Origin of the sequence: Pseudomonas sp. NY11955 (assembly GCF_048068035.1) — a bacterium.
Taxonomy (GTDB): domain Bacteria; phylum Pseudomonadota; class Gammaproteobacteria; order Pseudomonadales; family Pseudomonadaceae; genus Aquipseudomonas.
Genome location: NZ_JBLUPS010000021.1, coordinates 50,364 through 76,168, shown reverse-complemented (window position 1 = coordinate 76,168; position 25,805 = coordinate 50,364). Strand labels below are relative to the sequence as shown.

The following is a 25,805-nucleotide window of genomic DNA, read 5'->3' as shown; positions in this document are numbered from 1 at the left end:
TTTTGCGATGGACCGAAGTGCATGAGCCAACTTCCCCAGCCCCCCGCCAGCGAAGCCGGGGGCGCCGCGCCGCAGTTCCTCGGTACCCGCATCCGCGGCCTGCGCAAGCGCCGTGGCATGACCCTGGCGGAGCTGGCCGCACACAGTGAACTGACCGCCGGCTACATCAGCCAACTGGAGCGCAACCTCTCCTACCCGTCGATCCCGGCACTGTTCAACATCGCCCGCAGCCTGGGCGTGACCATCCAGTGGTTCTTCGCCAGCGAAGCCATCACAGCGCCCGAGGACCAGGGCTACGTGGTACGGCGCAACAGCCGCCTGAGTGTGCATTACGAGGATGGCATCGTCGATCAATTGCTCACCCCCCAGCCCAACCGCCAGTTGGAGGTTCTGCACTCACGCTTCCCCCCAGGCACCTACAGCCAGCAAAGCTACAGCCATGACGGTGAAGAAGCTGGCTACCTCCTCAGCGGCACCTTCGAGCTGTGGGTAGGCGAGCGGCATTTCCAACTGAACGAAGGTGACAGTTTCAGCTTTTCGAGCCAAGAGCCTCACCGCTATGGCAACCCCGGTGAAGTGGATGCCGTGGTGATCTGGGTGATCACACCGCCAACATTCTAAGGAGCACAACCATGAAGCAGATTCTGATCATTGGCGCGGGCTTTGCCGGCCTGTGGAGCGCGCTCAGCGCCATCCGTCAGCTTGACCTCAACGGCAGCAAGGATGTCGAGGTCACTCTGCTCGCGCCCCAAGCCGAGCTGCATGTACGCCCACGCTTCTACGAGCCCGACGTACACACCATGGCCGCGCCGCTGCAGGAGCTGTTCGATGCGGTCAATGTCCGCTTCGTGCAAGGTACTGCCTACCACATTGATGAGGAGGCTCGCCGGGTCGGTTACCGTACCCGCAGCGGCACCCAGTGCGCCCTGCCCTACGACCGCTTGATCATGGCCTGCGGCAGTGTGCTCAACCGGCCTGAGGGGATCGGTATCGAACATGCCTTCGATGTCGACAAGCTCGACAGCGCCGCACGCCTGGAAACCCACCTGAAGTCGCTGGCCAGCCTGCCGGACACGCCGGCACGCAACACCGTGGTGGTGGCCGGGGGCGGTTTTACCGGCATCGAGACCGCCACCGAGCTGCCTGCCCGCCTGCGCGCGATACTGGGTGAAGACGCTGCGTTGCGCGTAGTCGTGATCGACCGTGGCGCCAAGCTTGGCGCGGCGCTGGGTGACGGTATCCGCCCGGCGATCGAGCAAGCCTGCGCGGCGCTGGGCGTGGAGTGGATCTGTGGCACTACGGTGGCATCGGTAGACCCTGCCGGCGTGCTACTGGACAACGGCCAGCGCATCGACGCCAGCACGGTGGTGTGGACGGTGGGCTTCAAGGCCAACCCCCTCACCGAGCAAATCAGCGGCGAACGCGACCGCCAGGGGCGCCTGCACGTCGATGGCAACCTGAAGGTCAAGGGCAATGAGGCGGTGTACGCCGCTGGAGACGTGGCCTACGCCGCCTGTGACGCGCTTGGCAACCATGCCGTAATGTCGTGCCAGCATGCGATTCCGCTGGGGCGCCATGCCGGCAACAATGCCGCTGCGGAGTTGATTGGCGTAGCACCCGTGACCTACAGCCAGCCCAAGTACGTGACGTGCCTGGACCTGGGCGCCTGGGGGGCGGTGTATACCGAAGGATGGGAGCGCGCGGTGTCGCCACCGGAGGACAAGGCCGAAGCCAAGGTGCTGAAATCACAGATCAATACCGTGTGGATCTACCCGCCAGCGGCCGACCGCGCAGCGGCCCTGGCGGCGGCTGATCCAGCCATCCCGGTAGCCTGAACGCGCAATCCTGTAGGAGCAGCCTTGTGCTGCGAAGAGGCCGGTAAGATAAGCAGAAATCTGCTGGGCTTACCGGCCTCTTCGCAGCACAAGGCTGCTCCTACAGGTACGGCACCGACCAGAAGCGTTGCGCTTTAGATCAGGCAGCCGCAAACAGCTCGTTGGCAATCTGCGCCTGTGCGGCATCGATCGCCTGGCTGCGATGCTCCGGGCCGTAGGCCAGGCCGTGGGCGCGGACGATTTCCAGGTCGGTCACACCGATAAAGCCCAGGAACACCTTCAGGAAGTCTTCATGCCCGGCGCCGGTCGGCTGGCCAGCGTGCAGGCCACCCGCAGTGGAAACCAATACCACTTTCTTGTTGCCGCACAGGCCTTCCGGGCCGGCTTCGGTGTAGCGGAAGGTTTTGCCGGCGACGGCAACGCGGTCGATCCAGGCCTTGAGCTGGGTCGGCACGGTGAAGTTGTACATCGGTGCGCCGATCACCACGGCATCGGCAGCCAGGAACTCTTCCAGGGTCTCGGCGCTGAGTTTGGCTTCGAATGCCTGGGCGGCGTCACGCATGTCTTCAGGGGTGCCCGCGGCTACCAGGGTAGCGGCGGAGAAGTGGGCAATGGCATCGGCAGCCAAGTCGCGGTAAACCACCTCGACGCTTGGGTCTGCAGCTTTCCAGGCTTCGACCACTTCGCGGCTCAACTGGCGGGAGGCGGAATTGTCGCCCAGGATGCTCGAATCGATGTGCAACAGTTTCATGGGACTCTCCTGTGATTGAAGACCGCGTCAGTAGGCGATCACGATGGGGAGAATCCTATCGGGATGATCAATGGCTGATAAGCTGGCAAAAATGCGTTAGTTTGTCCCACAGGTGGAACAGTGAGACATTCCCATGCAAGACCTCAACGATCTCTTTTACTTCGCACGCGTGGTCGAAGCCGGTGGCTTCGCCGCCGCCGGGCGCCAGCTGGGCATCCCCAAGTCACGCCTGTCGCGGCGTATCGCCGAGCTGGAAGAGCGCCTGGGTACACGCCTGCTGCAACGCACCACCCGGCAGCTCAAGCTCACCGCAGTAGGTGAGCGTTACCTGCATCACTGCCAAGCCATGCTCCTGGAGGCCGAAGCGGCCGATGAAACCGTGGCCAGCATGAGCAGCGAGCCGCGCGGGCGTTTGCGGGTGTCCTGCCCGGTTGCACTGGCACATGCCTTTCTGCCGGATGTGATCAGCCGCTTCCTTGAACAGTACCCGCTGGTGCAGTTGGACATGGTGCTGATCAACCGCCGGGTCGACCTGATTTCCGAAGGCATCGACGTGGCATTGCGCGTGCGCGACCTGGGCGACGAAGACCCGGCTTTGGTGACCCGCCGTCTGCGCCAGGCGCAGATGCAACTGGTGGCCGCCCCCGGCTTCGCCGACCACATTCGCGAACCGAGCGAATTGGCGTCTTTGCCAGTGCTAGGCGCCGCCGAAGCAGACCGGCTGGTACACTTCCGCCTGTTCGGCCCCCACGGCAAACAGCAGGAAATCGCCCTGGAACCGCGCTTAGCGATCGATGATTTCGTAGTACGTAACGCAGCTGTACGGGCCGGACTGGGGTTCACCGCACTGCCTAGCATGTTCTGTGAAGAGGAACTGGAACGTGGCGAGCTGGTGCGCCTGCTGCCCGACTGGTCGCTGCCGGGTGGCTACCTGCAGGCGGTGTATCCACACCGGCGCGGCTTGCTGCCTGCGGTGCGGGTGTGGATCGATCACTTGGCGGCGTCTTTCGAAGCCTGTGGAGAGCGGTATGTCTGAGAGCAGGATGAGCGAAGCCCAGGTGGCGGCGTTTTGCCTGAGCCTGCCGGGCGCGCAGGAAGACTACAAATGGGGCGGTATCCGAGTGTTTTCGGTGGCGGGCAGCAAGATGTTCGCGGTGCTTGACCTGGCGGGTGCAGGGTTGTCGTTCAAAGTGGCCGACGAGCTATTTCTCGGCTACTGCGACCGACCCGGGGTAAGGCCAGCACCGTACCTGGCGCGAGCGCGGTGGATCAGCATGGCGCTGCCCTACCCCATGGGCCGGGATGAGCTGTGTGACTTGCTACAGCGCTCGCACCAGTTGGTGGTGCGACGGTTGCCGAAGCGGTTGCAGGTGGGGTTGTTGATCTAGACAACCTGTACCGGCCTCTTCGCGGGCAAGCCCGCGAAGAGGCCGGTACAGTCATGCATCAACCAAAGGGCAGATAGCGTCCGTCAAGAAACAGCCAATCCGCCCAGAACACCTGGTGCAGCAGCACAATCCCCCAGAACACCAATTGGTACGAAACCTTGCGGGTCTTGTGCCGGAACAGCTGCTGCGCCAATAGCGCCCCCGGCCAACCCCCCAGCAATTCACTGGCATGCAGCACTTTTTCAGGGGTCCGCCAGGCCTGCGTACGCGCCTGCTGTTTATCCTGCCAATACAACAACAGGCTGATCAGGCTCATCGCCGGGTACAGCGCAAGCGGCCACCAACTCTGGTCGCTCCAGGCCATGCGTGCCGCTCCCAGGCCCGGCAAAAGGCACAGCAGGCCTAACAGCAGCAGTTTCAGGCGCACATTGCGCACGCCCTCCGCACGTTGCCCGCGCAGTGCCTCAGCCATGTGCGGTCGACCAGTCGACCCAACCGAACTGCCAGGTCGCCAGAATCAACAGGCCAAATACAATGCGGTACCAGGCAAAGGCCGCGTAGCTATGGTTGGCAATGAACTTGAGCAACGCCCTTACGGCAATCATGGCGAAGATGAACGAAGTCACGAAGCCGATCGCAAATACCGGCAGGTCGGCGGGTTGGAACAAGTCGCGGTACTTGTAGCCCGAATACACCGCCGCACCGACCATGGTAGGCATCGCCAGGAAGAACGAGAACTCGGTCGCTGCCTTGCGCGACAGGCCGAACAACAGGCCACCGATAATGGTCGAACCGGAGCGCGAAGTGCCCGGGATCATCGCCAGGCACTGGATGAAACCGATTTTCAGCGCATGGCTCCAGCGCATGTCGTCCACATGGTCCACCTGCACACGGTGCTGACGGCGCTCGGCCCAGAGCATGATGACACCACCGACCACCAGTGCCGCCGCCACGGTAATGGGGTTGAACAGGTACTCGTGAATCAGGTCGGCGAACAGCACGCCCAGCACCACCGCCGGTATGAATGCCAACAGCAGGTTGCCCGTGAAGCGACGCGCCTTGGGCTGGCTGGTCAGGCCGAAGACCACTTCGAAAATCTTGCTGCGAAACTCCCACACCACCGCCAGGATCGCCGCCAGCTGAATGATGATGTTGAAAGCCATGGCGCGCTCGCCGCCAAAGCCGATCAGGTCGGCGACGATGATCTGGTGGCCGGTACTGGAGATCGGCAGAAACTCCGTCAGCCCCTCGACCACGCCCAAGATGATTGCCTGAAAGGCAGTCCAAAAATCCATCATTCCCCCGATGGAGCGCTGCTCGTTGCAGGCCCCTTGTTCTTGATTTGCTTGTGATTGCCGCACGCGGCCCGGCTGTTTTACAGCGACTGTTGGGCGCAACGCCAGTAGAAAAGTTCACGCGTGTTAAAGGTTTCATCTTGCGCGGCCGAAATCCTAGCAGAGCGCCTTTGCAATCGCTTTACCCGACCTGCTGCAGACTGTGACAAAGATAGCACTTAGCCATTAGTCGAGTGGGGGCTTGCTGCAAAGCATGCTTCGATGCACCTCAATAAAAAGAACAATGCGGGAGCTCCTGGATGAACACTCTGAGATCGATGTCGATCAGCCGGCGCCTGTGGCTGATCCTTGTGGTGGCGGTGGCCATGCTGGTGGTGCTGGGCCTGCTGATGCTGCGCCAGATCCATGGTGACCTGTACCAGGCCAAGGCGGAAAAGACCCGCCACGTGGTGCAGACCGCCGCCGGCGTGCTGGCCTATTACCAAGGCCAGGAAGCCGCTGGCACGCTCAGCCGCGAAGCGGCTCAGCAACAGGCACTGCAAGTGGTGCGCGCACTGCGCTACGACCACGACGACTATTTCTGGATCAACGACCTGGGACCGAAGATGATCATGCATCCGGCCAACCCCAAGCTCGACGGCCAGGATCTGTCCGCCATCCGCGACCCCGATGGTTTTGCCGTGTTCAACGAGATGGTCGCCCTGGCCCGCCAGCAGGAAGCCGGCCCGGTCGACTATCGCTGGCCCAAGCCTGGCGCCAGTGAGCCGGTGGCCAAGACCTCCTATATACAGCTGTTCAAACCCTGGGGCTGGATCATCGGTTCGGGTGTGTACGTCGATGACGTACAGGCCGAATTCACCCGCCAGTTGCGCGACGCCTCGCTGGTCGGCGTGGGCATTGCCCTGCTGATGGCGCTGGTGGTCATGCTGATTGCCCGCAGCATCGCGCGCCCGCTGCAGGATGCGGTGCAGGCGATGGGCAACATCGCCAGCGGCGAAAGCGACCTGACCCGACGCCTGGACACCCATGGCCGCGACGAGATCACCCACCTGGGCGAGCACTTCAACCGCTTCAACGGCAAGCTGCAAGGCGTGGTCGGCCAGTTGCAGGGGGCGGCCCATGCGTTGGCCCAGTCCGCCGGGCACGTCGGTGACAATGCGGGCGCGGCACAACAGCACAGTGCCCAGCAATCGCTGCAGATGGACCAGGTGGCCACTGCGGTCAATGAAGTGACCTACGCCGTGCAGGACGTGGCCAAGACCGCCGAACAGGCCGCCGGGGAAATGCGCACCGCGCAGCAGCAGGTGAGTCACGGCCAACAGGCCATCCACGGCAGCCTGGCGCAGATCGACCGGCTGTCGCTGACCATCGATCAGGCCGTACAGGTGATCCGCGACCTGGCCGGGCACAGCACGCGCATCGGCGGCGTGCTGGACGTGATTCGCTCCATTGCCGAACAGACCAACCTGCTGGCGCTGAACGCGGCCATCGAGGCGGCACGGGCCGGCGAGCAAGGCCGAGGCTTTGCCGTGGTCGCCGACGAGGTGCGCCTGCTGGCCCAGCGTACGGCGCAGTCGACGGCCGAGATCCATACCATGATCGAGCACTTGCAGAGTCAGTCGGACGCTGCGGTCAAGGCCATCGACACCAGCAGCGAGGCGTCGCGCCAGACCGTCGAACAAGCCCGTGAGGCCGGAGCCAGCCTGGACGCCATCAACCAGGCGCTGAACAACCTCACTGCGTTGAATGCCTCCATCGCCAGCGCCACCTTGCAGCAGGCCCATGTGGTCGAGGAGATCAACCGCAACGTGCTGGATACCGCCGGGCTGTCCCAGCAGACCGCTGATGCGGCGCGCCAGTCCAGCAATGCCGGGGTGGCCTTGGGGCAGTTGAGCGAAGAACTGGAGCAGTTGCTGCGCCAGTTCCGCGTGTAGCTTTTGTAGGGGCAACCTTGTGCTGCTAAGAGGCCGGTAAATCCAGCAGATTTCTACCGGCTTCTTCGCAGCACAAGGCTGCTCCTACAGGGGTTCGCCTATCGTGCATCAGGTACCTACACCTTCACGGTCCGACCGGCTACAATCGCGCCCCTTCCCCGCAGCCCCAAGGATCGCCGATGTCCGGCCTTGAACTCATCGCCGCCGTCCTCGGCGTCACCGCTGTCTGGCTCACGGTCAAGCAGAACGCCTGGTGCTGGCCCATCGGCCTGGTCATGGTGCTGATCTACGGCTGGCTGTTCTACGAAGTAAAGCTGTACTCGGGCATGCTGCTGCAGGTGGCTTACGCCATCCTGCAACTGTACGGCTGGTGGCAATGGAAGCGCCCCGACCACGCTGAAGACGCCCGCCAAGTCTCTCGCCTGCAACGCTCGGCGCTGTTCACCGGCCTGGCCGCTGGGGTGTTGTTGAGCGCAGCGCTAGGCGCGGCCATGGCCAACTGGACCGATGCCGCCCTGCCCTGGCTGGATGCCACCCTGACGGGCTTCAGCCTGGTGGCGCAGCTGTGGATGGCGCAGAAACGCCTGCAGTGCTGGCCACTTTGGGTGGTGGTGGACATCATCTATGTGGGCCAGTACCTGCACCAACAGCTGTATTTCACCGCTGGCTTCTTCGCCGTACTGACCCTGATTGCCGTACGTGGCTGGCTGGAATGGCGCCGTGACCCGGCGTTGGTGCAGCCATGAACACGAAGGTAGTGGTGCTGTGCGGCCCCGAATCCAGCGGCAAAAGCTGGCTGGGCGGGGTGATCCAGGCGCATTTCGGTGGCGTGGTGGTGGCCGAGTACGTGCGCCACTTCATCGACCAGCATTGCCGCGATACCTGCTACGCCGATATTCCCACCATCGCCAGGGGCCAACTGGCCTGGGAAGACCGCGCCCGCGAGCAGGCACCACCGCTGCTGATTCTCGACACCCACCTGCTCAGCAACATGCTCTGGAGCCAGGCGCTGTTCGACGATTGCCCCGCCTGGCTGGAGCAGGCACTGCTGGCGCGGCGTTACGACCTGCACCTGTTGCTCAGCCCACAAGACGTGGACTGGGTTGCCGACGGCCAGCGTTGCCAACCCGAGCTCAGCGATCGCCAACGCTTTTTCGACGACAGCCTGGCCTGGCTGAAGCGACACAACCAGCCACACCAGATACTTGAGGGCAATTGGCCGCAGCGCCAATTGCTGGCCCTGCAAGCAGTTGCTAAGCTGCTTGATAGCGATGCGCCAGCCTGCCCAACCGAGTGTTAAGCCACTGACACACCCCGGTGGGGCAAAGCCCCCGGAAATGCGGGGCTTTCCCCCGCTTCGGGGACAGTGTCAAGCGCATGAAACACCCCTGCAAAAACCCTTCCAATCAAGGCCACTGCTGGCTTGCCCGGCAAGGCGTGCGGCCGACTGTTTCATCACTGAGACAGAATGCGTCGCAGTTTGTCAGCCTCCTACTCTAACCGCTTGATCTGCAAACGCTTCTCAAAAACGGCACACCTTCTGCTCTGTTGTTCGCATCGCTGAACAGGGCCAGCGCTCAAAGAAGGAGTTGCCGTCGTGAGGAAAAGAGACAAACGCCTCCATCACCTGCTTTTGGTAGGTTGCGTATTGGGGTCATTGAGCCTGACCGCCCATGCGGACAACGGGATCATCATCATCAAGCGCGACGTACAAGTACGCAACGCGACGATCCCCCCCCTGATCCCCGATCCAAGCCCTACCACAGTCAACGCCAACCCTTCTGCCTATGTGCTCAAGCAAACCAACGAACTGAGCGATGGCGACTTCGCCAGCATCAGCAGCGGTGCGGGCATCAGCAACATGATCACCCAGCAGACCAACAACCTGGGTGGCAACCTCGGCAACCAGAACCAATTGCCCAACCTGTCGGGCGGTCGCGGCACCGGAGGCTCGGGGAACGGCATCGCCAACATGGTCAACTCAAGTGTGCAACGTGGCCTTGCGCCGCTGCAGATACTGACTGGCGGGGGCAAGTGAGATGAAGCACATGCTGCTGATTCTGGCCGCCTTGTGCAGCGCACCGGCCTTCGCGCAATCCTTGGTCCCGGTCATCAACAACGCCGACATCGACAGTTCCGGCAGCCGCTACCAGGGCAACCTCTCGGTCAACCAGGCCGCTGGCGACGCACAGCAACAGGTCAATGCGCGCGCCATTGCGGTGGGGCCTGAAGCAAACGCCAGCACGCAGATCCGGCAACGGTTGACCACCCCCGCCGACCCCGCGATGGATGCCCGCTCGACCATTCAGGGCAACGCCTTCAGCAACGGCAGCGGCGCCCTGGGGGTCAACCAGAGCGCGGGCGCCAACACCCAGCAAGCCAACGCAATGAGCATCAGCATTGGTGCACAGCCGCAAAGCATCGACGACAGCGTCCTCCTGCAACAAAACGTGGCGCTGATCAACAACTCCGGAGCAACTGACATTCCAGCCGGCTATCGCCAGGTCACCACCAGTGACCAGGCCTTCACCGGTAGCCGTGGGGTGATCCAGTTGAACCAGAGTGCCGGGGTGGGAAACCGCATGGCCAACACCTTGAGCATCCGGGTCGCGGATTGACCCTTCAGTTAAGAACGACACTTAACCTAATAGCGTACGGAGAATCACCATGAAACCCTCGATGGCAATCAAGCCTCTGGTTTTCGCAATTGCTGCGGTCATGGCTGTTGCTGTACAAGCTGGGCAAAACGATCGGCGCAATGACCACCATAACGGCCACCATAACAATGGTCAGCACACGCCTCCACCCACCAAGATCCCTGTGTATGCAACGGCCAATGCCTGGGATACTCAAAACAGCACCGATAACCGCATCACCAACCAAGGCACCATCAACGAAGCCGAGATGAGTGATTCGGGCACCGGCTCCAGCGGCAACGTGGGCATCAACGTGGCGGCCGGTAACGGCAACCAGCAAGATAACGCCGCTGCCATCGCCAACGCCGGCTCCGAGTCCAGCCTGGACAACAGCTTCGTGTTCGGCATGGCCAGTGCCACTGCCGACGTGCAGCAAACCAGCAGAAACAACCGGGTCGACAACTACTCGACCCAGTCTTCGGCTGTGATGAGCGGCTCGGCCAGCGGGGCTGAGGGCAACATCGGCATCAACATCGCCGGTGGCGACCTCAACCAACAGAAAAACACCATGGCCATCGCCAACACCGGTGCACCACTGGGCAATGCAACCGCCACCGCCTCCGCCGAACAGGACGGCCCAGGCCTGATCGTGAACAACGCGGCCGACCGCACCTACCGCGTGGACACGATTACCATCACCACCACAAAAAGCGGCTCAAGCTCGGCTGAGGGCACGTTCAACTCGACCGACGACCGCAGCTCGTCATCGAGCTTCAGCGTGGCCGGCTCGCAAAGCGCCAGCTCCAGCGGCTCCAGTGGCTGGAACTCCAGCGGTTCGAAAACCAGCAATGCCAGCGGTTCCAGCAGCTCGAGCGCAAGTGGCTCGAACAGCTGGAATGCCAATGGCTCTGCCAGCGGCAGCAACAGCTCGTCGAGCAGCGCCAGCCTGAACGCCTCGCTGGATGCCGCAGCCAACGCCACCCGCACCTTCACCACCGATGACGGCCGTCGCGAGCGCACCCGCTCCAGCACCTTCGACGGTTCGTTGAATGCATCGCTGGACGTGTCGGTCGACAAGTCGCACGAAAGTGCATACGACTCGTCGTTCGAGAAAGCCTTTGACTCCAGCTACGACAAGTCGCGTGAATCGTCGTACGACAAGTCCAAAGAGTCTTCGTATACCAAGTCTCACGACTCTTCCTACGAGAATGCTTCGGCGTCTGACTTCTCGAAGTCTGGCGAGAAATCGAAGCAATCCTCAAACGACGTGTCGAAGAGCTACAGCGAAAGCAGTGCTTACGACTTGAGCAATACCGTGTCCTTCCAAGTGCTGACCCCGACCGGCTGGGCCAACCCTGTTACCAACACTGCAACCCTTAGCGGTTCGGTGAACGGTGGCAGCGGCAACCTGGGCGTGAACGTGGCAGCCGGTGTGGGCAACCAGCAGAGCAACTCGCTGGCCATCTCCAACACCTCGTTCTGACCGCTGCGCTTGAGGCCCCCTTCGGGGGGCCTTTCTTCAACATACCGTAGGCACCCGATCATGCGTATTTTCGCCTTGGCGTTTTTGCTGTGCCTGGCCAGCGTGAGCGAAGCTGCACAAATGCCGCTGTCCGTCCTGCCGGGCGGCGCCGTGGTGTTCAAACCGATCCAGAGCGTGCGCGAGCGCAAGTTCGCCGACCTGGTGCAACAAAAGACCGACTTCAGCTGCGGCGCCGCCGCGCTGGCAACCATCCTGCGCCAGGCCTACTGGCTGGATGTGGACGAACACCAGATCATCGAAGGCATGCTGGCCCACGCCGACCAGGACCTGGTGCGCACACAAGGCTTCTCGATGCTCGACATGAAGCGCTACGTCGAAAGCCTGGGGATGCGTGCCCGCGGTTACCGGGTAGCGCCCGAAACCCTGCACAGCGTGCGCATTCCGGTCGTGGTGCTGATGGATGTGCGGGGCTACAAGCATTTCGTGGTCATGCAGAAGGTCGACAAAGGCTGGGTGTACATCGGTGACCCGGTACTGGGCCACAGGCGCTACAAGGTCGACGACTTCCTCAAAGGCTGGAACGGCATCATCTTCGCCGTGATCGGCCAGGGTTACGACAAGAACAACATCCTGCTCGACCCGCCCCTGCCACTGACCGCCAAGGGCCGGGTGAACAACTTCACACCCGTGAAGGACACCGAGCTGCTGGACTTCGGTTTTATCAAAAGCGACTTCTTCTAACGACTGTTCTAATGACAAGGAGCATGAGGCTCCAGGGAGCATTTCATGAAGACTTCATTGTGGCTGGCCATGGCCTGTCTGGCAGCCAGCTTGCCCAGCCACGCAGAGGCGTTGAAACCCATCGAACTGAAGGACCAGGAGCTGGCGAACCTGCGCGGCCGCTATGTGATGCCCGGACGCATCGTGAGCTTCGGTATCGTCATGTCCAGTACCTGGCAAAATGCCAAGGGGGATGTGATCGGCGCAACCTCCACGCTGCAGGTTCAACAATCGACCATCAAGCCCCAGTTCTATGTGTCGATGATCGATGAAAAAGGCACAGGTACGGCGTCGAGCAGCGCCCCCGCTGCCGGGACTGGCGTGGTCACAGGCGGCAACGGCCTTGCCACCACCGAGGGTGTGACCCAGGTGGTACGTGCAGCCGGCGACAACAACGCCGCCTACAACAATGTCGATATCAACGTGACCAAGGCCAACCAGGCCCCGGCCGTACAACAGCAAGGCCAAGTGCTGGCCGCCGGCCAGACCCTGGTCGGGGAAAACGGCGCCGGCGCGCTCAGTGTGTCATCGAGTGGCGTGGGCGTGCAGCTCAACATCAATGCCAGCAACAACCAGGGCAGCAGCATGCAACGGCTGGCCCAAGGCGGCCTGATGCAGAACTCGACCTTGCTTGGCAACGGCAACCTGGTCAGCAACGTCACATCGTTGAATGTCGTCATGCGTGAGAGTGTGCCGACCGCGGCCTCGCTCAACGGCAGCCTTGACCAGCTCAAAGGTCTTCGCACCTTCGGATACTGATCTACGCTCAGTCTCATCAAAAGTAGTTGGAAGGGACGGCAACTCCATGTACCGATCTTTTACGCTCAGAGCTTTTGTGTGTTTGACTACCTTGGCCCCCGCCACCGCACTTTACGCAGCCGCCGACCCACAGGTCGAGGCGCTGAAACAGGAACTGATTGAACTCAAACGCCGCTACGAGGCGCAGCAGCAGGCGCTGATGGTACTGGAGCAGCGCGTGCGCCAGGTCGAAGAAGCCCCCGCCGCGGCGCCGCCCAAACGCCTGGTCAAGTCCCCCGCCGAGGGGGTGAAAGGTGCTCAGACCGTCGCTTCTGGCACCCCTGGCACCTCAGGAAGCTCTTACGGCCAGGCACTTACGGCCGACTCCGAGCCGGCGCAAAGCGTTTCCAACCTGTATGACGAAGCCAGCGGCTTCTTTGGCGGGGGCAAGTTCAGCTTCGAAACCGGTGTCACCTACACCCATTACGATACCCGTGCGCTGACGCTCAATGGCTTCCTGGCGCTGGACTCGATCTTCCTCGGCAGTATCAACCTTGACCGCATCAAGGCTGACAACTGGACCCTGGACATGACCGCGCGCTACAACCTGGCGCAGCGCTGGCAGTTCGACATCAACGTCCCCGTGGTGTACCGCGAGTCGACGTACTCCTCCGGCGGTGCGGGAGGCGCCGGGGCCAGCACCTCCGATGCAACCGTCACCCGCGACCCGGAAATCGGCGATGTCAACGTTGGCGTGGCCTACAAATTCCTCGACGAAGACGAAACCTGGCCTGACGCAGTTGCCACCCTGCGGGTCAAGGCGCCGACCGGCAAAGACCCCTACGGCATCAAACTGCGCGAAGTCGACGGCAACAGCAACTTGTCGGTGCCGGACAGCCTGCCGACCGGCAACGGCGTGTGGTCCATCACACCGGGCATCTCGCTGGTCAAGACCTTCGACCCGGCCGTGTTGTTCGGCAGCCTGTCGTACACCTACAACATGCAGGACTCGTTCAGCGACATCAGCCCGCAGGTCAACAGCAAGGTGCCGGGTGACGTCAAGCTCGGCGACTCGTGGCAGATTGGCGGCGGTATCGCCTTTGCCCTGAACGAGAAGATGAGCATGTCGTTCTCGGTGTCCGACCAGTTCGCCCGCAAGAGCAAGATCAAACCGGATGGCGGCGACTGGCAATCGATCTCCAACAGCGACTACAACGCCGCCAACTTCAACATCGGCTTGACCTTCGCCGCCACCAACAACCTGACCATCGTCCCCAACCTGTCCATTGGTCTGACCGATGACGCCCCCGATTTCTCCTTCAGCCTGAAATTCCCCTACTACTTCTGATGGTTGCCATCGACCGGGCCCGTGCGAACGGGCCCGGCTTTTGGTTACCAGCCTTGTAACCGACCGCCTTCCCTGCCCCGGCCTGTTATCATCAAGCACAGATGCATGACGATTTAATGGCAAAAGGGAAGTTTTTGTGAAGAACCTGTCCGACCACCCACGTACCCGGCTTGCCGCTCTGGCAGCCTTGGTGCTGGTGATCCCACTGGGTACGCGCGCCATGCTGGGTTGGTCCAACCCGCTCGGTTACCTGTCCGACCTCGCCCTCGGCAGCCTGCTGGTCCTGCTGCTGCAGCGCCGGCCGTGGTGGCTGGCGCTGCCCGTGCTGCTGGCCTGGGCGGCCCTTTGGGTAGCCTCGGCGGAATTGGTGAGCGCGGTGGGCCGGTTGCCCACCAGCGCCGACCTGACCTACCTGCTCGACCCGCAGTTCATGGAGAATTCGACCGGTGGCGGCCTGGCCCATGCCTGGCTGCCCTGGGTGCTGGGCGGTGCCCTGCTGGCCTGGCTGGCCTGTGCCTGGCGCAGCCGCTCACAGCGCGGCCAGCCACTGCCGCGCAAGGCCTGGGCCATCCCCGTGCTGTTGTTTGGCGTCCATTGGGGCAGCCAACAACTGGTGCCCTCCGATGCCGACCAATGGCGGCAATACAACCTCACCCACCAGCTGATGTCCGCCGGGGTCGGTAACCTGCAACGCCAGGTCGAAGGCTGGCTGGGCCATACGCAACCCTTCACCCCGCTGGCCAGCAGCGGCCTGACCCAATCCGACCTGCATGGGCAAAGGCTGCTGGCCGGCCCGGGAAGCGCCCGCAACCTGCTGGTAATCACCATGGAAGGCATCCCCGGCGCCTACCTGCGGCCCAACCGCCAGGCGCTGCACAGCCGTTTCGACGAAGACTTGATGCCCAAGCTCAGTAAATGGGCCGAACGCGGCATGAACACGCCGGACTACGTACTGCACACCCACCAGACCATCCGCGGCCTGTACGCGATGCTGTGCGGTGACTATGACAAGCTGGCCAACGGCACACCCAAGGGCGTGGAGCTGCTGACCCAGAACGAACGCAACCAGGCCTGCCTGCCGGCACAACTGCGCCAGGCCGGGTTCACCACCCATTACCTGCAGGGCGCCGGCCTGCGCTTCATGGCCAAGGACCGCATCATGCCGCACATCGGTTTCGACTCGGTGCATGGCCTGGAGTGGTTCCGCAACAAGAACTACCTGGACTTCCCGTGGGGCAAGGATGACCGCGCCTTCTTCGAAGGTGCCCTGGACTACGTCGGCCAACTGCAGAAGCAGGACAAGCCATGGATGCTGACCCTGCTCACCGTGGGCACCCACCAGCCCTATTCGGCGCCGGCCGAGTACCTCGAACGTTACGACACGCCGAAACAGGCAGCGGTGGCCTACCTGGACGATGCGGTCGGGGCGTTTCTCGACAACCTCGAGCGCCAGGGTGTACTCAAGGACACGCTGGTGGTGCTGACATCCGACGAGTCCCACGGCATCGATGGCGTGCGCCTGGCATCGTCCTGGGGCTTCAACCTGACCCTGGCGCCGGAACAGGCCCAATTACCGACCATCAAGCACGGTACCTACGGCCATATCGACCTGGCCACCTCGCTGCTCGACTACTTCGCCCTGCCCATTCCTGTCGCGTTGGGCGGTCGCTCGTTGTACCGCGACTACGACAGCGGCCGCGAAATGATCGCCTACACCAACGGCATGCTGCGCTACCACAACGGCCAGGGCGTGTTCACCGAATGCGACTTCCAGCAGCGCTGCCGGCGTTATGCCAGCGAGGGTTTCATCGCCGACCAGGCCCGCTACCTTGGCCCGGGCGACAGCCTGCTCGGCCAGCAGATCGGCGCCCTGGCCGGGGTGCTCGACCAATCCCTGCTGCAAACCCCGCTGAACCTGCGCTACCAGTTCGGCGGCCCCTCGCCGATCAAGTTGCGCAAACGCATTCACGATGACTGGGCCGACAACCTGATTGGCGCCCAGTACCTGGAAATGCCGGAAGGCTCGCATACCCGCGTGCGAGTCAAAGTACGCTCGCTGGACCCCAAGCGTGCAGCCTATATCCAGCTCAAGGCCAAGCAACTGGAGCAGGACGTGCCACTGGGCCTGCCGCAAGAGGTGAAAGTCACCGCCGACGAGCCGCTGGAGATGGAGTTCAGCTTCGACAACCCGACCGAGCGCAAGGCGTTTTCCTTCCATTTGCTGGGCTATGGCGGCGGCAAGGTGGAAGTCAGCGACTTCAGCGTGATCACCGCCCTGCCTGGCGAGAACGACGGCGCCGATGAAATGGCCGAGGGGCATATCGCCCATTCGGGCTGAGCCAGCTACCGCTCATCGCCCGGCCACCGGTGCCTGTCGAATCGACCTGAGTGTGCTCGACTAGGTGTGAATCCCCCAGCGTGGAGACAGCACCATGAGCACCAGCGAAAACAGGCACCCGGTGGTTCCCCGCAGCCAGTGGCTGGCAGCTCGCCAGCAACTGTGGCTGCACGAAAAAGCCTTTACCCACCACCGCGACGCGCTGAGCGCAGCCCGTCGCGCCCTGCCTTGGGTCAAGGTCGAGCACGACTACCGCTTCCAAGGGCCGGACGGTGACTTGAGCCTGGCGGACCTGTTCGCGGGTCGCAGCCAGTTGCTGCTTTACCACTTCATGTTCGCCGAGGGCTGGAGTGAGGGCTGCCCCGGCTGCTCATTCCTGGCCGACCATTTTGACGGCGCCAACCTGCACCTGGCCCACCATGACGTGTCGCTGGTGGCGGTGTCACGGGCGCCGTACGGCGAATTCCAGGCATTTCGCCGGCGTATGGGTTGGCAGTTCCCGTGGTATTCGTCCAACGGCAGCAGCTTCAACGAGGACTTCGGCGTCAGTGTCGGCAGCGAGGGGCAGCGGCAGTACAACTATGAACCGTATGACGGCAGTGAAAGCGAGCTGCCTGGCTTGAGTGCGTTCTACCGCGAAGCGGACGGTAGCGTGTACCACACCTACTCAACCTACGCCCGCGGGCTGGACATCCTGGTCAATACCTACAACTTCCTCGACATTGCGCCACTGGGGCGCAACGAGGGTGGGACCATGGACTGGGTGCGGCACCATGATCGGTATGAAGCGCAGCCGGGCAAGCCGCACTGCTGCCACACGTGATGCCGGCAGCCTGCCCTCCTGTGGGATCGGGCAAGCCCGCGAACACCGGCGAAGCCTGTGCCAGGCACTGTGTCGCCTGATTCGTGGGCGCGCCCGCCCCCACAGGGAAAGGGGCCGTAGAGGTCAACCGCGCACACCCAGCATGCCGCGCTCGACGATAAAGTCGATCACCGCCTGCAGCCCTTCGCCCTTCTTCAGGTTGCTGAAGGTCCAAGGCCGCTGCGGCCGCATGCGCTGGGTATCGCGCTCCATCACTTCCAATGAAGCCCCCACATACGGCGCAAGGTCAGTCTTGTTGATGACCAGGAAGTCCGACTTGGTAATGCCCGGGCCGCCCTTGCGCGGGATTTTCTCGCCCTCGGCCACGTCGATCACGTAGATGGTCAAGTCGGCCAGCTCCGGGCTGAACGTGGCGCTGAGGTTGTCACCACCGCTTTCCACGAAAATGACTTCCAGGTTACCGAACTTGCGCGCCAGTGCTTCGACCGCCGCCAGGTTCATCGAGGCGTCTTCACGAATGGCCGTATGTGGGCAGCCGCCGGTTTCCACGCCAACGATGCGCTCCGGCTCCAGCGCGCCGGCCTCAGTGAGGATGCGCTGGTCTTCCTTGGTGTAGATGTCGTTGGTCACCACGGCAATCTGGTAGTGATCGCGCATGGCCTTGCACAGCGCTTCCAGCAGTGCGGTCTTGCCAGAACCGACCGGGCCGCCGACACCGACGCGCAGGGGTTGTTGATAGCTTTGCATGCAGGCAGTCCTCAGGAACGGAACAAACGGGTGTATTGGGTTTCGTGACGCGATGAGGCGATGGCCAGCAGCGGCAGGCCGCCGCCAAGCTGGTCATCGCCCAGGGCAAGCGCTTGGTCGAGCGCAGCGGGCAAATCGGCGCCGAGGTCGCGCAGCAAGGTCTGGGCAGCCTGCTGACCGAACGGCACCAGCTTGACCCCGGCCATGACCGCCCCTTCCAACCAGGCAAAGCCATGGCCCAAGGCCAACTGGCGCAGCGGGATGGCCCAGTGGGCGGCCAGCCAGGCCATGCCGCCTAGCTGGGTTAGCTCAAGGCTGGCACGCCAGGCCGGTGCCTGGCCCAGTTGCCAGCCGTCGAGCAGCCGCGCCAGCGCCGCGCCGCGCTGCTGTTCTTCCAGGCGCAGCTCGGCCGTTTCGCGGTTGGCCAGCAAGAATCGGCTCCAGTGGCCGAACGCATCGGCGTCCTCGGCCTGGCAGGCGTGGTACAGGCGCGCCAACACCGGCCAATCGAGGCAACCCAGGGTGTCGTGAACCTGCTCGCGCTGCCAGTCAGCAAAGCCATCCACACCCCGAACCCAGCCGGCTTCGACCGCCCACTCCAAGCCTTGCGAATAGGTAAAGCCGCCCACCGGCAGGCCGGGGCTGGCCAGTTGCAGCAAGCGCAGCAGCGCCAGATCGCTGTTCATCAACCGGCCAGCACCAGCGCGGCGCCGGCCAGCAGGCCACCACCAAAGGCCTTCTGCAGGCCGCTGTGGCGGCGCAGCAGGCAACCGATTGCAAAGCCCGCCGCCAGCAACAAGCCACTGACCGTGACAAACCCTGCGCTGAATTGCCAGAACGCACTGGGCGTGGCTTCTACACCATGAGCCCAGCCATGGAACAAGGCGAATACCGGCATGGCCATGGCCAGCAGCAACTGCCGGCTTGGCAGCAGAACCGCCCCGGCAGCCACCAGCAGCGACACGGCAATCAAGGTTTCCATGCCGAACACGTCACCGAACAGATGCCCGCACACGGCGCCACCGAACATCGCCGCCAGGGTGGCCAGAGGCAAGGTCAGGTTGCGCCGGGTCAACGCTGCGAGCACCCCGGTGCCCAGCAGCATCAGCAGGTGATCGAGCCCGGTCAGCGGGTGCAGCAGGCCGTCCTGCAGCGGGTTGCTGTCATGGCCGGGGTGGGCGAAGGCTGGCAGTGCCAGCAACAGCAGAAACAGGGCGAAAGTCTTTTTCATCGATTGCTCCAAGGCAGTTCAGGAATGGGCAGGCAAGCGTACGAATGGGTGATCGTGGCCGTGAGCATGGCTGTGGCCATGGGGCGCACTTTGGTAAGCGCCCGCCTCCGGCTCGAACGGGGCCTGTTCGGCCTCGACCGTCAGGCCCAGGCCACGCAGCATGTCGTCCAGCACATGGTCGTGTTGAAAGCGCAACAGGCCGGGCTCGATCTGCAGCGGCACATGGCGGTTACCCAGGTGGTAAGCGGCGCGAGCCAGCAAGTGCGGGTCGGCGCAGCGCACCGTGGACACTGCCTCGGGCGCCGCCAACACGCGGATCAAGTGAGAGCCATCGGCATCGGCCAGCAGTTCACCGCCACGCAGCAGGTGGCCGCGTTCGAGCATCAACCCGGCTTCGCGGCCATCGTCCAGGGTCACCCGCAAGCGGCTCTTGATACGGCTGTCCACGTCGAGGGTGACGGTGCCACTCACAGCAAGCGTGCCGGGGTCACTGATACGGCGGGTCAAGACAATCATCGGTGCTCCTTCAGAACAGAAAATAGCGCTGGGCCAGCGGCAGTTCGCTGGCCGGCTCGCAGACCAGCAGCTCACCATCGGCACGCACCTGGTAGGTCTGCGCATCGACTTCGATCAGCGGCTGCAGGGTGTTGTGGACCATGTCGGGCTTGCGTACCCGCCGGCAGCCGTCGACCACGCCAATCAGGCTGCGCAGGTTCAGTTCCTCAGCCAGGCCGCGCGCCATGGCGGCCTGAGGCAAGAAGGTCATGCGGGTGGCATGCCGTGCCGCGCCCAGCGCGCCGAACATCGGCCGGTAGTGCACTGGCTGAGGCGTGGGGATGGAACCGTTGATGTCGCCCATGGGTGCGGTGACTATCATTCCGCCCTTGAGCACCAAGGCCGGCTTGACCGCAAAGAACGCTGGCGACCACAGCACCAGGTCGGCCAGCTTGCCAACCTCCACCGAGCCCACTTCGTGGCCGATACCATGGGTGAGTGCCGGGTTGATGGTGTACTTGGCGATGTAGCGCTTGACCCGGAAGTTGTCGCTGTACGGGGTGTCCGGTGCCAGTGGCCCACGGCGCAGCTTCATCTGGTGCGCCACTTGCCAGGTGCGCAGCACCACTTCACCGACACGGCCCATGGCCTGGGAGTCGGACGAGGTCATGGCAAAGGCGCCCATGTCGTGGAGGATGTCCTCGGCGGCGATGGTTTCGCGGCGAATGCGCGATTCGGCAAAGGCCACGTCCTCGGCAATGCTTGGGTCCAGGTGGTGGCAGACCATGAGCATGTCCAGGTGCTCGTCCACGGTGTTGATGGTGTACGGCAGTGTCGGGTTGGTCGAGGACGGCAGCACGTTGGCCTGCCCCGCCGCGCGGATGATATCTGGCGCATGGCCACCACCCGCGCCTTCGGTGTGGAAGGTGTGGATGGTGCGATCACCGATGGCTGCCAACGTGTCTTCGATGCAGCCCGACTCATTGAGAGTGTCGGTGTGGATCGCTACCTGGATGTCCATCTCTTCGGCCACGCCCAGGCAGCAGTCGATGGCCGCTGGCGTCGAGCCCCAGTCTTCATGCAATTTGAGCCCGACAGCACCCGCGGCAATCTGCTCGCGTAGCGCTTCAGGCCGCGAGGCGTTGCCTTTGCCGAGCACGCCGATGTTGATTGGCAGGCTGTCGGCGGCCTGCAGCATACGCGCCAGGTACCAAGGGCCCGGGGTGCAGGTGGTGGCATTGGTGCCGGTAGCCGGCCCGGTGCCGCCGCCGATGAACGTGGTGACACCGCTGTTCAGCGCCTCGTCCACCTGCTGCGGGCAGATGAAGTGGATATGCGAGTCGACACCGCCAGCGGTGACGATCTTGCCTTCGGCCGCGATCACTTCGGTACCTGGCCCTACCGGTACGTTGACCCCCGGCTGTACATCAGGGTTGCCGGCCTTGCCGATCACCGCGATACGCCCATGCTTGATGCCGATATCGGCTTTGACGATGCCCCAGTGGTCGATGATCAGGGCATTGGTCAGCACCAGGTCCATGGCCTGCGCAGCCAGCATCTGGCCCTGCCCCATGCCATCTCGGATAACCTTGCCGCCACCGAACTTCACCTCTTCGCCATAGATCGTGAAGTCTTTCTCTACCTCGACCCACAGCGCGGTGTCAGCCAGGCGCACGCGGTCACCTACGGTGGGGCCAAACATGTCGGCATAGGCCTGACGGGAAATACGGCTCATGCTCTGCCCTCCAGCGTGCCCATCACCTTGCCCTGAAAGCCATACACCTCACGCTTGCCCGCGTAGGCCACCAGTTGCACGGTGCGCGCCTGGCCCGGCTCGAAGCGCACGGCTGTGCCTGCCGGTATATCCAGGCGAAAGCCCAAGGTTGGCGCACGGTCGAACACCAGCGCGTCGTTGACCTCGTAGAAGTGGTAGTGCGAGCCGACCTGCACCGGCCGGTCGCCGTGGTTGGCCACACTGACGCTGACCGTCTCACGGCCACCGTTCAATTCGATGTCGCCTGGGGCGACCTGGATTTCACCTGGGATCATGCTGCCCTCCTTGGCGGTTTCAGGCGATGGGGTCATGTACGGTCACCAGCTTGGTGCCATCCGGGAAAGTGGCTTCGACCTGCACGTCATGGAGCATTTCGGCGATACCGGGCATCACCTGCTCACGGGTCAGTACTTCACGCCCCAGGCTCATCAGGTCGGCGACCGTGCGGCCATCGCGGGCGCCTTCGAGCACGGCGGCGCTGATCAGCGCCACGGCTTCTGGGTAGTTGAGCTTCAGGCCACGGGCCAGGCGCCGCTCCGCCAGCAACGCGGCGGTGAACAGCAGCAGTTTGTCTTTCTCTCTCGGGGTAAGCTCCATGGTGCTCTCTCAGGTGGCCCAGATACGCGGCGGGCAAGCGGGCAGGCCGAGAATGGCCGGGCGCAGCACATGCCACAGGCGTTGCAGGGTGCGTTGCAGGTGTTGGTTGTCGTGATCGAGCACGCGGATCACCAGCAACGACCCAAGCAGGGTCGCGCCAGCCGGGTTGCCCAACGCGTCGAGCAGCGGGCGAACCTGCTCCAGCACTGATTGATCCGCCGGTGCGGCGCAGAAGGTGGCGAGCAGCGGATGCCCGCCGAGCTTGTCCAGGTGCCCGCCGTCGATCCGCAGGCGCTCATGCAGGCCAACCTCGTCGGGTAGTTCGATGTGCAAAAGGCTGTCGAGGGCGCCGTGGTCGAAACGCTCGTGCATGACCGGGCGGCCCAGGCACAGGGTTTCCCAGGCCAGCAGGCGGGCGCCCGGCTCAAGGTTGAAACGGCTGGCGAGGCTGGCACGGGCGCCAGAAAAGAAGATGCTGTCCTGCGGTAACCACTCAAGGGTGCTACCGGCGGCCAGGTGAAAACGTTGGGCCAACCGCGCGGTCGGGCCGATGCTGCGGTAGAACTTGCTGGCACCGGGCATGGTCAGCAGCGCGTGGCTGCCCGGCTCCAGGTGAATGTCCAGTTCCAGGCGGTCGCCGGCGACGATGCCACCTGGCGGGTGCAGTACATAGACGTGGCACGGTGCACCTTCAGGGTAGAAAGGCCGCTGCACCAAAAGAGGTCCGAAATGCTTCCACGCACCAAGGCGGGTCACGTCGCCACGCTGGACAAAGCGCAACTGCAGGTGAGCGCTCCAGCCTGCGGCGTCTGGTTGTTGTTCGATCTGCTCCGCGAGCGACATCCTGCGGCCCCTGAAATACGTGGCCTGCTGGCCGTTTAGAGGGTCCGGCGCGGGCGGCTGCTAGCGCGCACGGCCTGACCACTCGATCAAAATCGCAGGCTGGATATAGCAGGTTGCGGGCCAACTCCGCAGGTGAAGGATGATGAAACTTTTGCCGCGACCGCTCTGGCATCGGGCATACAGGGGATGACGCACAAAGCGGGGGCGTGTTTGGGCCCTGTTTCAGTGCCGATATATGAGCAAATGGGGCAGCTTTGCAGCCCTTCGCGGGCACGCCCGCTCCCACAGGTTGATCAGTGCCGGAAGGTCTGTGCTGTACCGGTGGGAGCGGGCGTGCCCGCGAAGGGCCGCAAAGCGGCCCAAACAATCAAAACTCAGTAGTCGAAGCGGTCCACCGCGCGTCGACGCTCGTTGTCATCGCGACGGTCATAGATGGCCGTGGTCTGGATATTGGCATGGTGCGCCAGCTTCTGCGCGATCGACAGGTCATGCTCTTCGATCACACGGGTAATGAATGCCCGACGGAAGTCGTGCGGCATGATCTTCACCCCCACCTGCGCGCCGCGCTGGCGGGCGATGTAGTAGATCGCATGCTTGGTAATGCGCGCCCGGGTAATGTGGCTACCACGGCGGATGCGGTTGAACAGGAACGGGTCATCTTCCGTCCCGGCTGGCAGGTCCTGGCGGCGCAGGTCAAGCCACGCCTGCAGCTTCTCGAACGCCCACGGCGGTGCGTACTTGACCAGTTGGTGGTTGCCCTTGCCCACCACCTGCAGGCTGCGCGCCTCGAAGTCGACCTGGTCGAGGTCGATGTCGACCGATTCCGACTTGCGCATGCCAGTGCCATACAGCAGGGCAATGATCGCCGCGTCACGTACCCCCTGTGGGCGTGGGTCGGCCGCGCACACATCCATCAGCTCGCGAATCAGGCTACGGCGCAGGTTGCGCCCTGGCGGCAGGCGAGTGCCCGTGGCCGGCTTGACCTCGCGAATGCGCAACAGCTGCTCATGCTCGATCAGGCCCAGGCGCCACGCCTCGTTCATCACGCCACGAATCGCGTTGACGTACAGCGACGAACTGTTGGGCGCGTAACCGTCGGCACGCAGAGCCGCCACCAGCGCGATCACATGGCCAGGCTCGAGCCGATGCCAGGGCACATCGACAATGTTGCAATCGACAAAACCCAGCCGGTCGGCGGCGTCCTGAAGGATGTAGCGCATGGTTTGCTGGCTGGATGGGGCCAAGCGGGCCATGTACTGCAGCAGCGGATTTTTCGAAAGGTCGGACAAAACGTGAATCCTGTAGCGAAGCGTCGGCCGGCAGCGAACCGGGCAGACCCTGAAGCAAGTTAAAACGACATACAAGCAAGTCCCAATGACCGCGAAACGCGCATGTCATTCGGACCCTGAACAGTGCCATCACCTTGATATTCAAGGGCTTTGCAACTGGCACGAATCGTGATCTTACCCCAATTGCAGCCTACCGAACGAACCAAGGACCGCCCATGCTCGTGCAACCGATCGCTTCACGCCCACGCCAGGCCGTCTGGGGCCTGGGTTTTCGCCCATTCTTCCTGGGCGGCAGTTTGTTTGCGCTGGTCGCCCTGCTGTTGTGGGTCGGCGTACTGGCCGGGGCGCTGGACCCTGCCCCGCCCGGCGGCATGCTTGCCTGGCACCGCCACGAGATGCTCTACGGTTTCGCCGCCGCCATTGTCGCGGGTTTTCTGCTGACCGCCGTGCAGAACTGGAGCGGCATCCCGGGCTTGAGCGGGCGGGCGCTGCAGGGGCTGTTCCTGCTTTGGCTGCTAGGCCGAGCGAGCTGGTTCTTGCCGTTACCAGATGGCTTGCTGGTGCTGATCGAAGGCAGCTTCCTGCCGCTGGTGGCGCTATGCCTGGCGCGACCGATCGTGCAACGACGCCTGCGCAACAACTACCCGATCGTCGGCCTGGTGTTGTTGATTGCCGCCTGCCAGTGGCTGACCCTGGCCGGTTGGCTTCGCCAGGACGAACTGTGGCAGCGTCGTGGCGTGTTTGCCGGGTTGTGGTTGGTAGCGGCGATGATGACCGTGCTCGGCGGCCGGGTCATCCCGTTCTTTACCCGTCGTGGCCTGGGAAACACGAGCATGGCCCCTGCCCGCCCCTGGCTGGACCGCGCCTGCCTGCTGCTCAGTGTGATGGTACCTCTGGCGTTTGCCACAGGCCTCGCCGATACGCCGCGTACCAGCCTGGCGCTACTGTTCTTCGCCCTGTTCGCGCTGCACGCGACCCGCCTGGTGCTGTGGCACGACCGTGGCCTGTGGCGCATACCGCTGTTGTGGTCGCTGCACCTGGCCTACGCCTGGATCGCCCTCGCCTGCCTGGGCATGGCGCTGTGGCACGCCGGGGTGGCCCTGAGCCCGAGCCTGGTGACCCACGCCCTGACTGTTGGCGCCATGACCGGGCTGATTCTGGCCATGATGGCGCGAGTCAGCCTGGGCCACACCGGCAGGCCACTGCAGGTGCCAAACAGCATTGCCTGGGCTTTTGCCCTGATGCAGCTGGCGACCCTGGCCCGGGTGATTCTGCCGCTGTTCTCAGCGCTGGGGGTTAGCCTTTCGGCCCTGTGCTGGTGCCTGGCGTTGCTCTTGTTCCTGCGCCATTACCTGCCCATGCTGTTACAGCCCAGGACAGACGGCATGCCGGGCTAATGGGTCGTTGTGCGCCTTGTGTTGCGACAGGAACGCAGAGCGGACTCCGGCAATTTTCGTGACACGATGAAACTCTAAAGCGG

28 protein-coding genes are annotated in these 25,805 nt (G+C 63.3%); 16 read left to right on the top strand and 12 right to left on the bottom strand.

Translation table 11 applies throughout. From position 1 onward, the window contains the following. Positions 1–21 precede the first annotated feature (21 nt). On the top strand, positions 22–621 hold the full coding sequence (locus ACNFBR_RS26830) for a helix-turn-helix domain-containing protein (RefSeq protein WP_416737525.1): 600 nt from the start codon (positions 22–24) through the stop codon (positions 619–621). 11 nt (positions 622–632) lie between these two features. Next, entirely contained in the window at positions 633–1,835 is a 1,203-nt protein-coding gene (locus tag ACNFBR_RS26825; protein WP_416737524.1) for an NAD(P)/FAD-dependent oxidoreductase, read from the top strand. A gap of 139 nt (positions 1,836–1,974) precedes the next feature. Here the strand turns inward: ACNFBR_RS26825 and ACNFBR_RS26820 are convergent, their stop codons facing one another. Further along, positions 1,975–2,586 carry an FMN-dependent NADH-azoreductase gene (locus ACNFBR_RS26820; protein ID WP_049277030.1) on the bottom strand — a complete coding sequence of 204 codons (612 nt, stop codon included), beginning with the start codon at positions 2,584–2,586 and terminating at the stop codon, positions 1,975–1,977. A gap of 133 nt (positions 2,587–2,719) precedes the next feature. Here ACNFBR_RS26820 and ACNFBR_RS26815 point away from each other — a divergent pair, with 133 nt between their 5' ends. Further along, the gene (locus ACNFBR_RS26815) at positions 2,720–3,622 is read left to right on the top strand and encodes a LysR substrate-binding domain-containing protein (RefSeq protein ID WP_416737523.1); all 903 of its coding nucleotides are present in this window, start codon (positions 2,720–2,722) and stop codon (positions 3,620–3,622) included. Beyond that, on the top strand, positions 3,615–3,974 hold the full coding sequence (locus tag ACNFBR_RS26810) for an MmcQ/YjbR family DNA-binding protein (RefSeq protein WP_416737522.1): 360 nt from the start codon (positions 3,615–3,617) through the stop codon (positions 3,972–3,974). Before ACNFBR_RS26815 ends, ACNFBR_RS26810 begins: the two co-directional genes overlap by 8 nt. 58 nt (positions 3,975–4,032) lie before the next feature. Here the strand turns inward: ACNFBR_RS26810 and ACNFBR_RS26805 are convergent, their stop codons facing one another. Beyond that, positions 4,033–4,446 carry a DUF1294 domain-containing protein gene (locus ACNFBR_RS26805; RefSeq protein WP_416737521.1) on the bottom strand — a complete coding sequence of 138 codons (414 nt, stop codon included), beginning with the start codon at positions 4,444–4,446 and terminating at the stop codon, positions 4,033–4,035. Then, positions 4,439–5,269: an undecaprenyl-diphosphate phosphatase gene (locus ACNFBR_RS26800; RefSeq protein ID WP_416737520.1), complete on the bottom strand. Its 831-nt coding sequence runs from the start codon at positions 5,267–5,269 to the stop codon at positions 4,439–4,441. Before ACNFBR_RS26800 ends, ACNFBR_RS26805 begins: the two co-directional genes overlap by 8 nt. A gap of 299 nt (positions 5,270–5,568) precedes the next feature. Here ACNFBR_RS26800 and mcpP point away from each other — a divergent pair, with 299 nt between their 5' ends. The 11 genes from mcpP to ACNFBR_RS26745 all read left to right on the top strand — a co-directional run bounded on the left by mcpP (position 5,569) and on the right by ACNFBR_RS26745 (position 17,349). Further along, complete coding sequence (gene mcpP / locus ACNFBR_RS26795) at positions 5,569–7,203, top strand: methyl-accepting chemotaxis protein McpP (RefSeq protein WP_416737519.1); 1,635 nt, start codon at positions 5,569–5,571, stop codon at positions 7,201–7,203. Between the two features lie 179 nt (positions 7,204–7,382). Beyond that, positions 7,383–7,949 carry a nicotinamide riboside transporter PnuC gene (gene pnuC / locus ACNFBR_RS26790; RefSeq protein ID WP_416737518.1) on the top strand — a complete coding sequence of 189 codons (567 nt, stop codon included), beginning with the start codon at positions 7,383–7,385 and terminating at the stop codon, positions 7,947–7,949. Next, the gene (locus ACNFBR_RS26785; RefSeq protein ID WP_416737517.1) at positions 7,946–8,503 is read left to right on the top strand and encodes an AAA family ATPase; all 558 of its coding nucleotides are present in this window, start codon (positions 7,946–7,948) and stop codon (positions 8,501–8,503) included. Before pnuC ends, ACNFBR_RS26785 begins: the two co-directional genes overlap by 4 nt. 297 nt (positions 8,504–8,800) lie before the next feature. Continuing rightward, positions 8,801–9,241, top strand: coding sequence for a hypothetical protein (locus ACNFBR_RS26780; RefSeq protein ID WP_416737516.1), 441 nt, complete (start codon positions 8,801–8,803; stop codon positions 9,239–9,241). 1 nt (position 9,242) lies between these two features. After that, positions 9,243–9,821: an adhesin gene (locus ACNFBR_RS26775; protein WP_416737515.1), complete on the top strand. Its 579-nt coding sequence runs from the start codon at positions 9,243–9,245 to the stop codon at positions 9,819–9,821. Between the two features lie 49 nt (positions 9,822–9,870). Further along, entirely contained in the window at positions 9,871–11,322 is a 1,452-nt protein-coding gene (locus ACNFBR_RS26770) for a heme utilization protein (protein WP_416737514.1), read from the top strand. Between the two features lie 60 nt (positions 11,323–11,382). Beyond that, positions 11,383–12,063, top strand: coding sequence for a C39 family peptidase (locus ACNFBR_RS26765; RefSeq protein WP_416737513.1), 681 nt, complete (start codon positions 11,383–11,385; stop codon positions 12,061–12,063). Between the two features lie 45 nt (positions 12,064–12,108). Further along, positions 12,109–12,861: a hypothetical protein gene (locus ACNFBR_RS26760; RefSeq protein ID WP_416737512.1), complete on the top strand. Its 753-nt coding sequence runs from the start codon at positions 12,109–12,111 to the stop codon at positions 12,859–12,861. A gap of 46 nt (positions 12,862–12,907) precedes the next feature. Then, complete coding sequence (locus tag ACNFBR_RS26755; protein ID WP_416737511.1) at positions 12,908–14,188, top strand: hypothetical protein; 1,281 nt, start codon at positions 12,908–12,910, stop codon at positions 14,186–14,188. Positions 14,189–14,324: 136 nt separating this feature from the next. Next, entirely contained in the window at positions 14,325–16,526 is a 2,202-nt protein-coding gene (locus tag ACNFBR_RS26750) for an LTA synthase family protein (protein ID WP_416737510.1), read from the top strand. A 94-nt stretch (positions 16,527–16,620) separates the two neighbouring features. Further along, a complete protein-coding gene (locus tag ACNFBR_RS26745; protein WP_416737508.1) occupies positions 16,621–17,349 on the top strand; it encodes a DUF899 domain-containing protein in 729 nt (242 codons plus the stop codon). A gap of 123 nt (positions 17,350–17,472) precedes the next feature. On the opposite strand, the gene ureG is transcribed toward ACNFBR_RS26745, so the two are convergent. From ureG to ACNFBR_RS26700, 9 genes are all read right to left on the bottom strand, one after another. Then, positions 17,473–18,096: an urease accessory protein UreG gene (gene ureG / locus ACNFBR_RS26740; protein WP_010953755.1), complete on the bottom strand. Its 624-nt coding sequence runs from the start codon at positions 18,094–18,096 to the stop codon at positions 17,473–17,475. 11 nt (positions 18,097–18,107) lie between these two features. Further along, positions 18,108–18,782, bottom strand: a complete 675-nt coding sequence (locus ACNFBR_RS26735) for an urease accessory protein UreF (protein ID WP_416737507.1) — start codon at positions 18,780–18,782, stop codon at positions 18,108–18,110. Further along, positions 18,782–19,327 (bottom strand): HupE/UreJ family protein, encoded by a 546-nt coding sequence (locus tag ACNFBR_RS26730; RefSeq protein ID WP_416737506.1) that lies wholly within the window; start codon positions 19,325–19,327, stop codon positions 18,782–18,784. The genes ACNFBR_RS26735 and ACNFBR_RS26730 overlap by 1 nt, the downstream gene beginning before the upstream one ends. 18 nt (positions 19,328–19,345) lie before the next feature. After that, a complete protein-coding gene (gene ureE, locus ACNFBR_RS26725; protein ID WP_416737505.1) occupies positions 19,346–19,843 on the bottom strand; it encodes an urease accessory protein UreE in 498 nt (165 codons plus the stop codon). 10 nt (positions 19,844–19,853) lie between these two features. Continuing rightward, entirely contained in the window at positions 19,854–21,557 is a 1,704-nt protein-coding gene (ureC, locus tag ACNFBR_RS26720) for an urease subunit alpha (RefSeq protein ID WP_416737504.1), read from the bottom strand. Then, entirely contained in the window at positions 21,554–21,871 is a 318-nt protein-coding gene (locus ACNFBR_RS26715) for an urease subunit beta (RefSeq protein WP_416737545.1), read from the bottom strand. The genes ureC and ACNFBR_RS26715 overlap by 4 nt, the downstream gene beginning before the upstream one ends. A gap of 19 nt (positions 21,872–21,890) precedes the next feature. Beyond that, the gene (locus ACNFBR_RS26710; protein ID WP_416737503.1) at positions 21,891–22,193 is read right to left on the bottom strand and encodes an urease subunit gamma; all 303 of its coding nucleotides are present in this window, start codon (positions 22,191–22,193) and stop codon (positions 21,891–21,893) included. Between the two features lie 9 nt (positions 22,194–22,202). Then, entirely contained in the window at positions 22,203–23,036 is an 834-nt protein-coding gene (locus tag ACNFBR_RS26705) for an urease accessory protein UreD (RefSeq protein ID WP_416737502.1), read from the bottom strand. 374 nt (positions 23,037–23,410) lie between these two features. After that, positions 23,411–24,325, bottom strand: a complete 915-nt coding sequence (locus tag ACNFBR_RS26700) for a site-specific integrase (RefSeq protein WP_416737501.1) — start codon at positions 24,323–24,325, stop codon at positions 23,411–23,413. 215 nt (positions 24,326–24,540) lie between these two features. Between ACNFBR_RS26700 and ACNFBR_RS26695 the strand changes: the two genes are divergently transcribed. Further along, a complete protein-coding gene (locus ACNFBR_RS26695; protein ID WP_416737500.1) occupies positions 24,541–25,722 on the top strand; it encodes an NnrS family protein in 1,182 nt (393 codons plus the stop codon). Positions 25,723–25,805 lie beyond the last annotated feature (83 nt).

Excerpts from the sequence above, each read along its gene's own strand:
- ACNFBR_RS26830 (WP_416737525.1), top strand. The coding sequence starts at position 22 with ATGAGCCAACTTCCCCAGCCCCCCGCCAGCGAAGCCGGGGGCGCCGCG.
- ACNFBR_RS26825 (WP_416737524.1), top strand. The coding sequence starts at position 633 with ATGAAGCAGATTCTGATCATTGGCGCGGGCTTTGCCGGCCTGTGGAGC.
- ACNFBR_RS26820 (WP_049277030.1), bottom strand. The coding sequence starts at position 2,586 with ATGAAACTGTTGCACATCGATTCGAGCATCCTGGGCGACAATTCCGCC.
- ACNFBR_RS26815 (WP_416737523.1), top strand. The coding sequence starts at position 2,720 with ATGCAAGACCTCAACGATCTCTTTTACTTCGCACGCGTGGTCGAAGCC.
- ACNFBR_RS26810 (WP_416737522.1), top strand. The coding sequence starts at position 3,615 with ATGTCTGAGAGCAGGATGAGCGAAGCCCAGGTGGCGGCGTTTTGCCTG.
- ACNFBR_RS26805 (WP_416737521.1), bottom strand. The coding sequence starts at position 4,446 with ATGGCTGAGGCACTGCGCGGGCAACGTGCGGAGGGCGTGCGCAATGTG.
- ACNFBR_RS26800 (WP_416737520.1), bottom strand. The coding sequence starts at position 5,269 with ATGGATTTTTGGACTGCCTTTCAGGCAATCATCTTGGGCGTGGTCGAG.
- mcpP (WP_416737519.1), top strand. The coding sequence starts at position 5,569 with ATGAACACTCTGAGATCGATGTCGATCAGCCGGCGCCTGTGGCTGATC.
- pnuC (WP_416737518.1), top strand. The coding sequence starts at position 7,383 with ATGTCCGGCCTTGAACTCATCGCCGCCGTCCTCGGCGTCACCGCTGTC.
- ACNFBR_RS26785 (WP_416737517.1), top strand. The coding sequence starts at position 7,946 with ATGAACACGAAGGTAGTGGTGCTGTGCGGCCCCGAATCCAGCGGCAAA.
- ACNFBR_RS26775 (WP_416737515.1), top strand. The coding sequence starts at position 9,243 with ATGAAGCACATGCTGCTGATTCTGGCCGCCTTGTGCAGCGCACCGGCC.
- ACNFBR_RS26770 (WP_416737514.1), top strand. The coding sequence starts at position 9,871 with ATGAAACCCTCGATGGCAATCAAGCCTCTGGTTTTCGCAATTGCTGCG.
- ACNFBR_RS26765 (WP_416737513.1), top strand. The coding sequence starts at position 11,383 with ATGCGTATTTTCGCCTTGGCGTTTTTGCTGTGCCTGGCCAGCGTGAGC.
- ACNFBR_RS26760 (WP_416737512.1), top strand. The coding sequence starts at position 12,109 with ATGAAGACTTCATTGTGGCTGGCCATGGCCTGTCTGGCAGCCAGCTTG.
- ACNFBR_RS26755 (WP_416737511.1), top strand. The coding sequence starts at position 12,908 with ATGTACCGATCTTTTACGCTCAGAGCTTTTGTGTGTTTGACTACCTTG.
- ACNFBR_RS26745 (WP_416737508.1), top strand. The coding sequence starts at position 16,621 with ATGAGCACCAGCGAAAACAGGCACCCGGTGGTTCCCCGCAGCCAGTGG.
- ureG (WP_010953755.1), bottom strand. The coding sequence starts at position 18,096 with ATGCAAAGCTATCAACAACCCCTGCGCGTCGGTGTCGGCGGCCCGGTC.
- ACNFBR_RS26735 (WP_416737507.1), bottom strand. The coding sequence starts at position 18,782 with ATGAACAGCGATCTGGCGCTGCTGCGCTTGCTGCAACTGGCCAGCCCC.
- ACNFBR_RS26730 (WP_416737506.1), bottom strand. The coding sequence starts at position 19,327 with ATGAAAAAGACTTTCGCCCTGTTTCTGCTGTTGCTGGCACTGCCAGCC.
- ureE (WP_416737505.1), bottom strand. The coding sequence starts at position 19,843 with ATGATTGTCTTGACCCGCCGTATCAGTGACCCCGGCACGCTTGCTGTG.
- ureC (WP_416737504.1), bottom strand. The coding sequence starts at position 21,557 with ATGAGCCGTATTTCCCGTCAGGCCTATGCCGACATGTTTGGCCCCACC.
- ACNFBR_RS26715 (WP_416737545.1), bottom strand. The coding sequence starts at position 21,871 with ATGATCCCAGGTGAAATCCAGGTCGCCCCAGGCGACATCGAATTGAAC.
- ACNFBR_RS26710 (WP_416737503.1), bottom strand. The coding sequence starts at position 22,193 with ATGGAGCTTACCCCGAGAGAGAAAGACAAACTGCTGCTGTTCACCGCC.
- ACNFBR_RS26705 (WP_416737502.1), bottom strand. The coding sequence starts at position 23,036 with ATGTCGCTCGCGGAGCAGATCGAACAACAACCAGACGCCGCAGGCTGG.
- ACNFBR_RS26695 (WP_416737500.1), top strand. The coding sequence starts at position 24,541 with ATGCTCGTGCAACCGATCGCTTCACGCCCACGCCAGGCCGTCTGGGGC.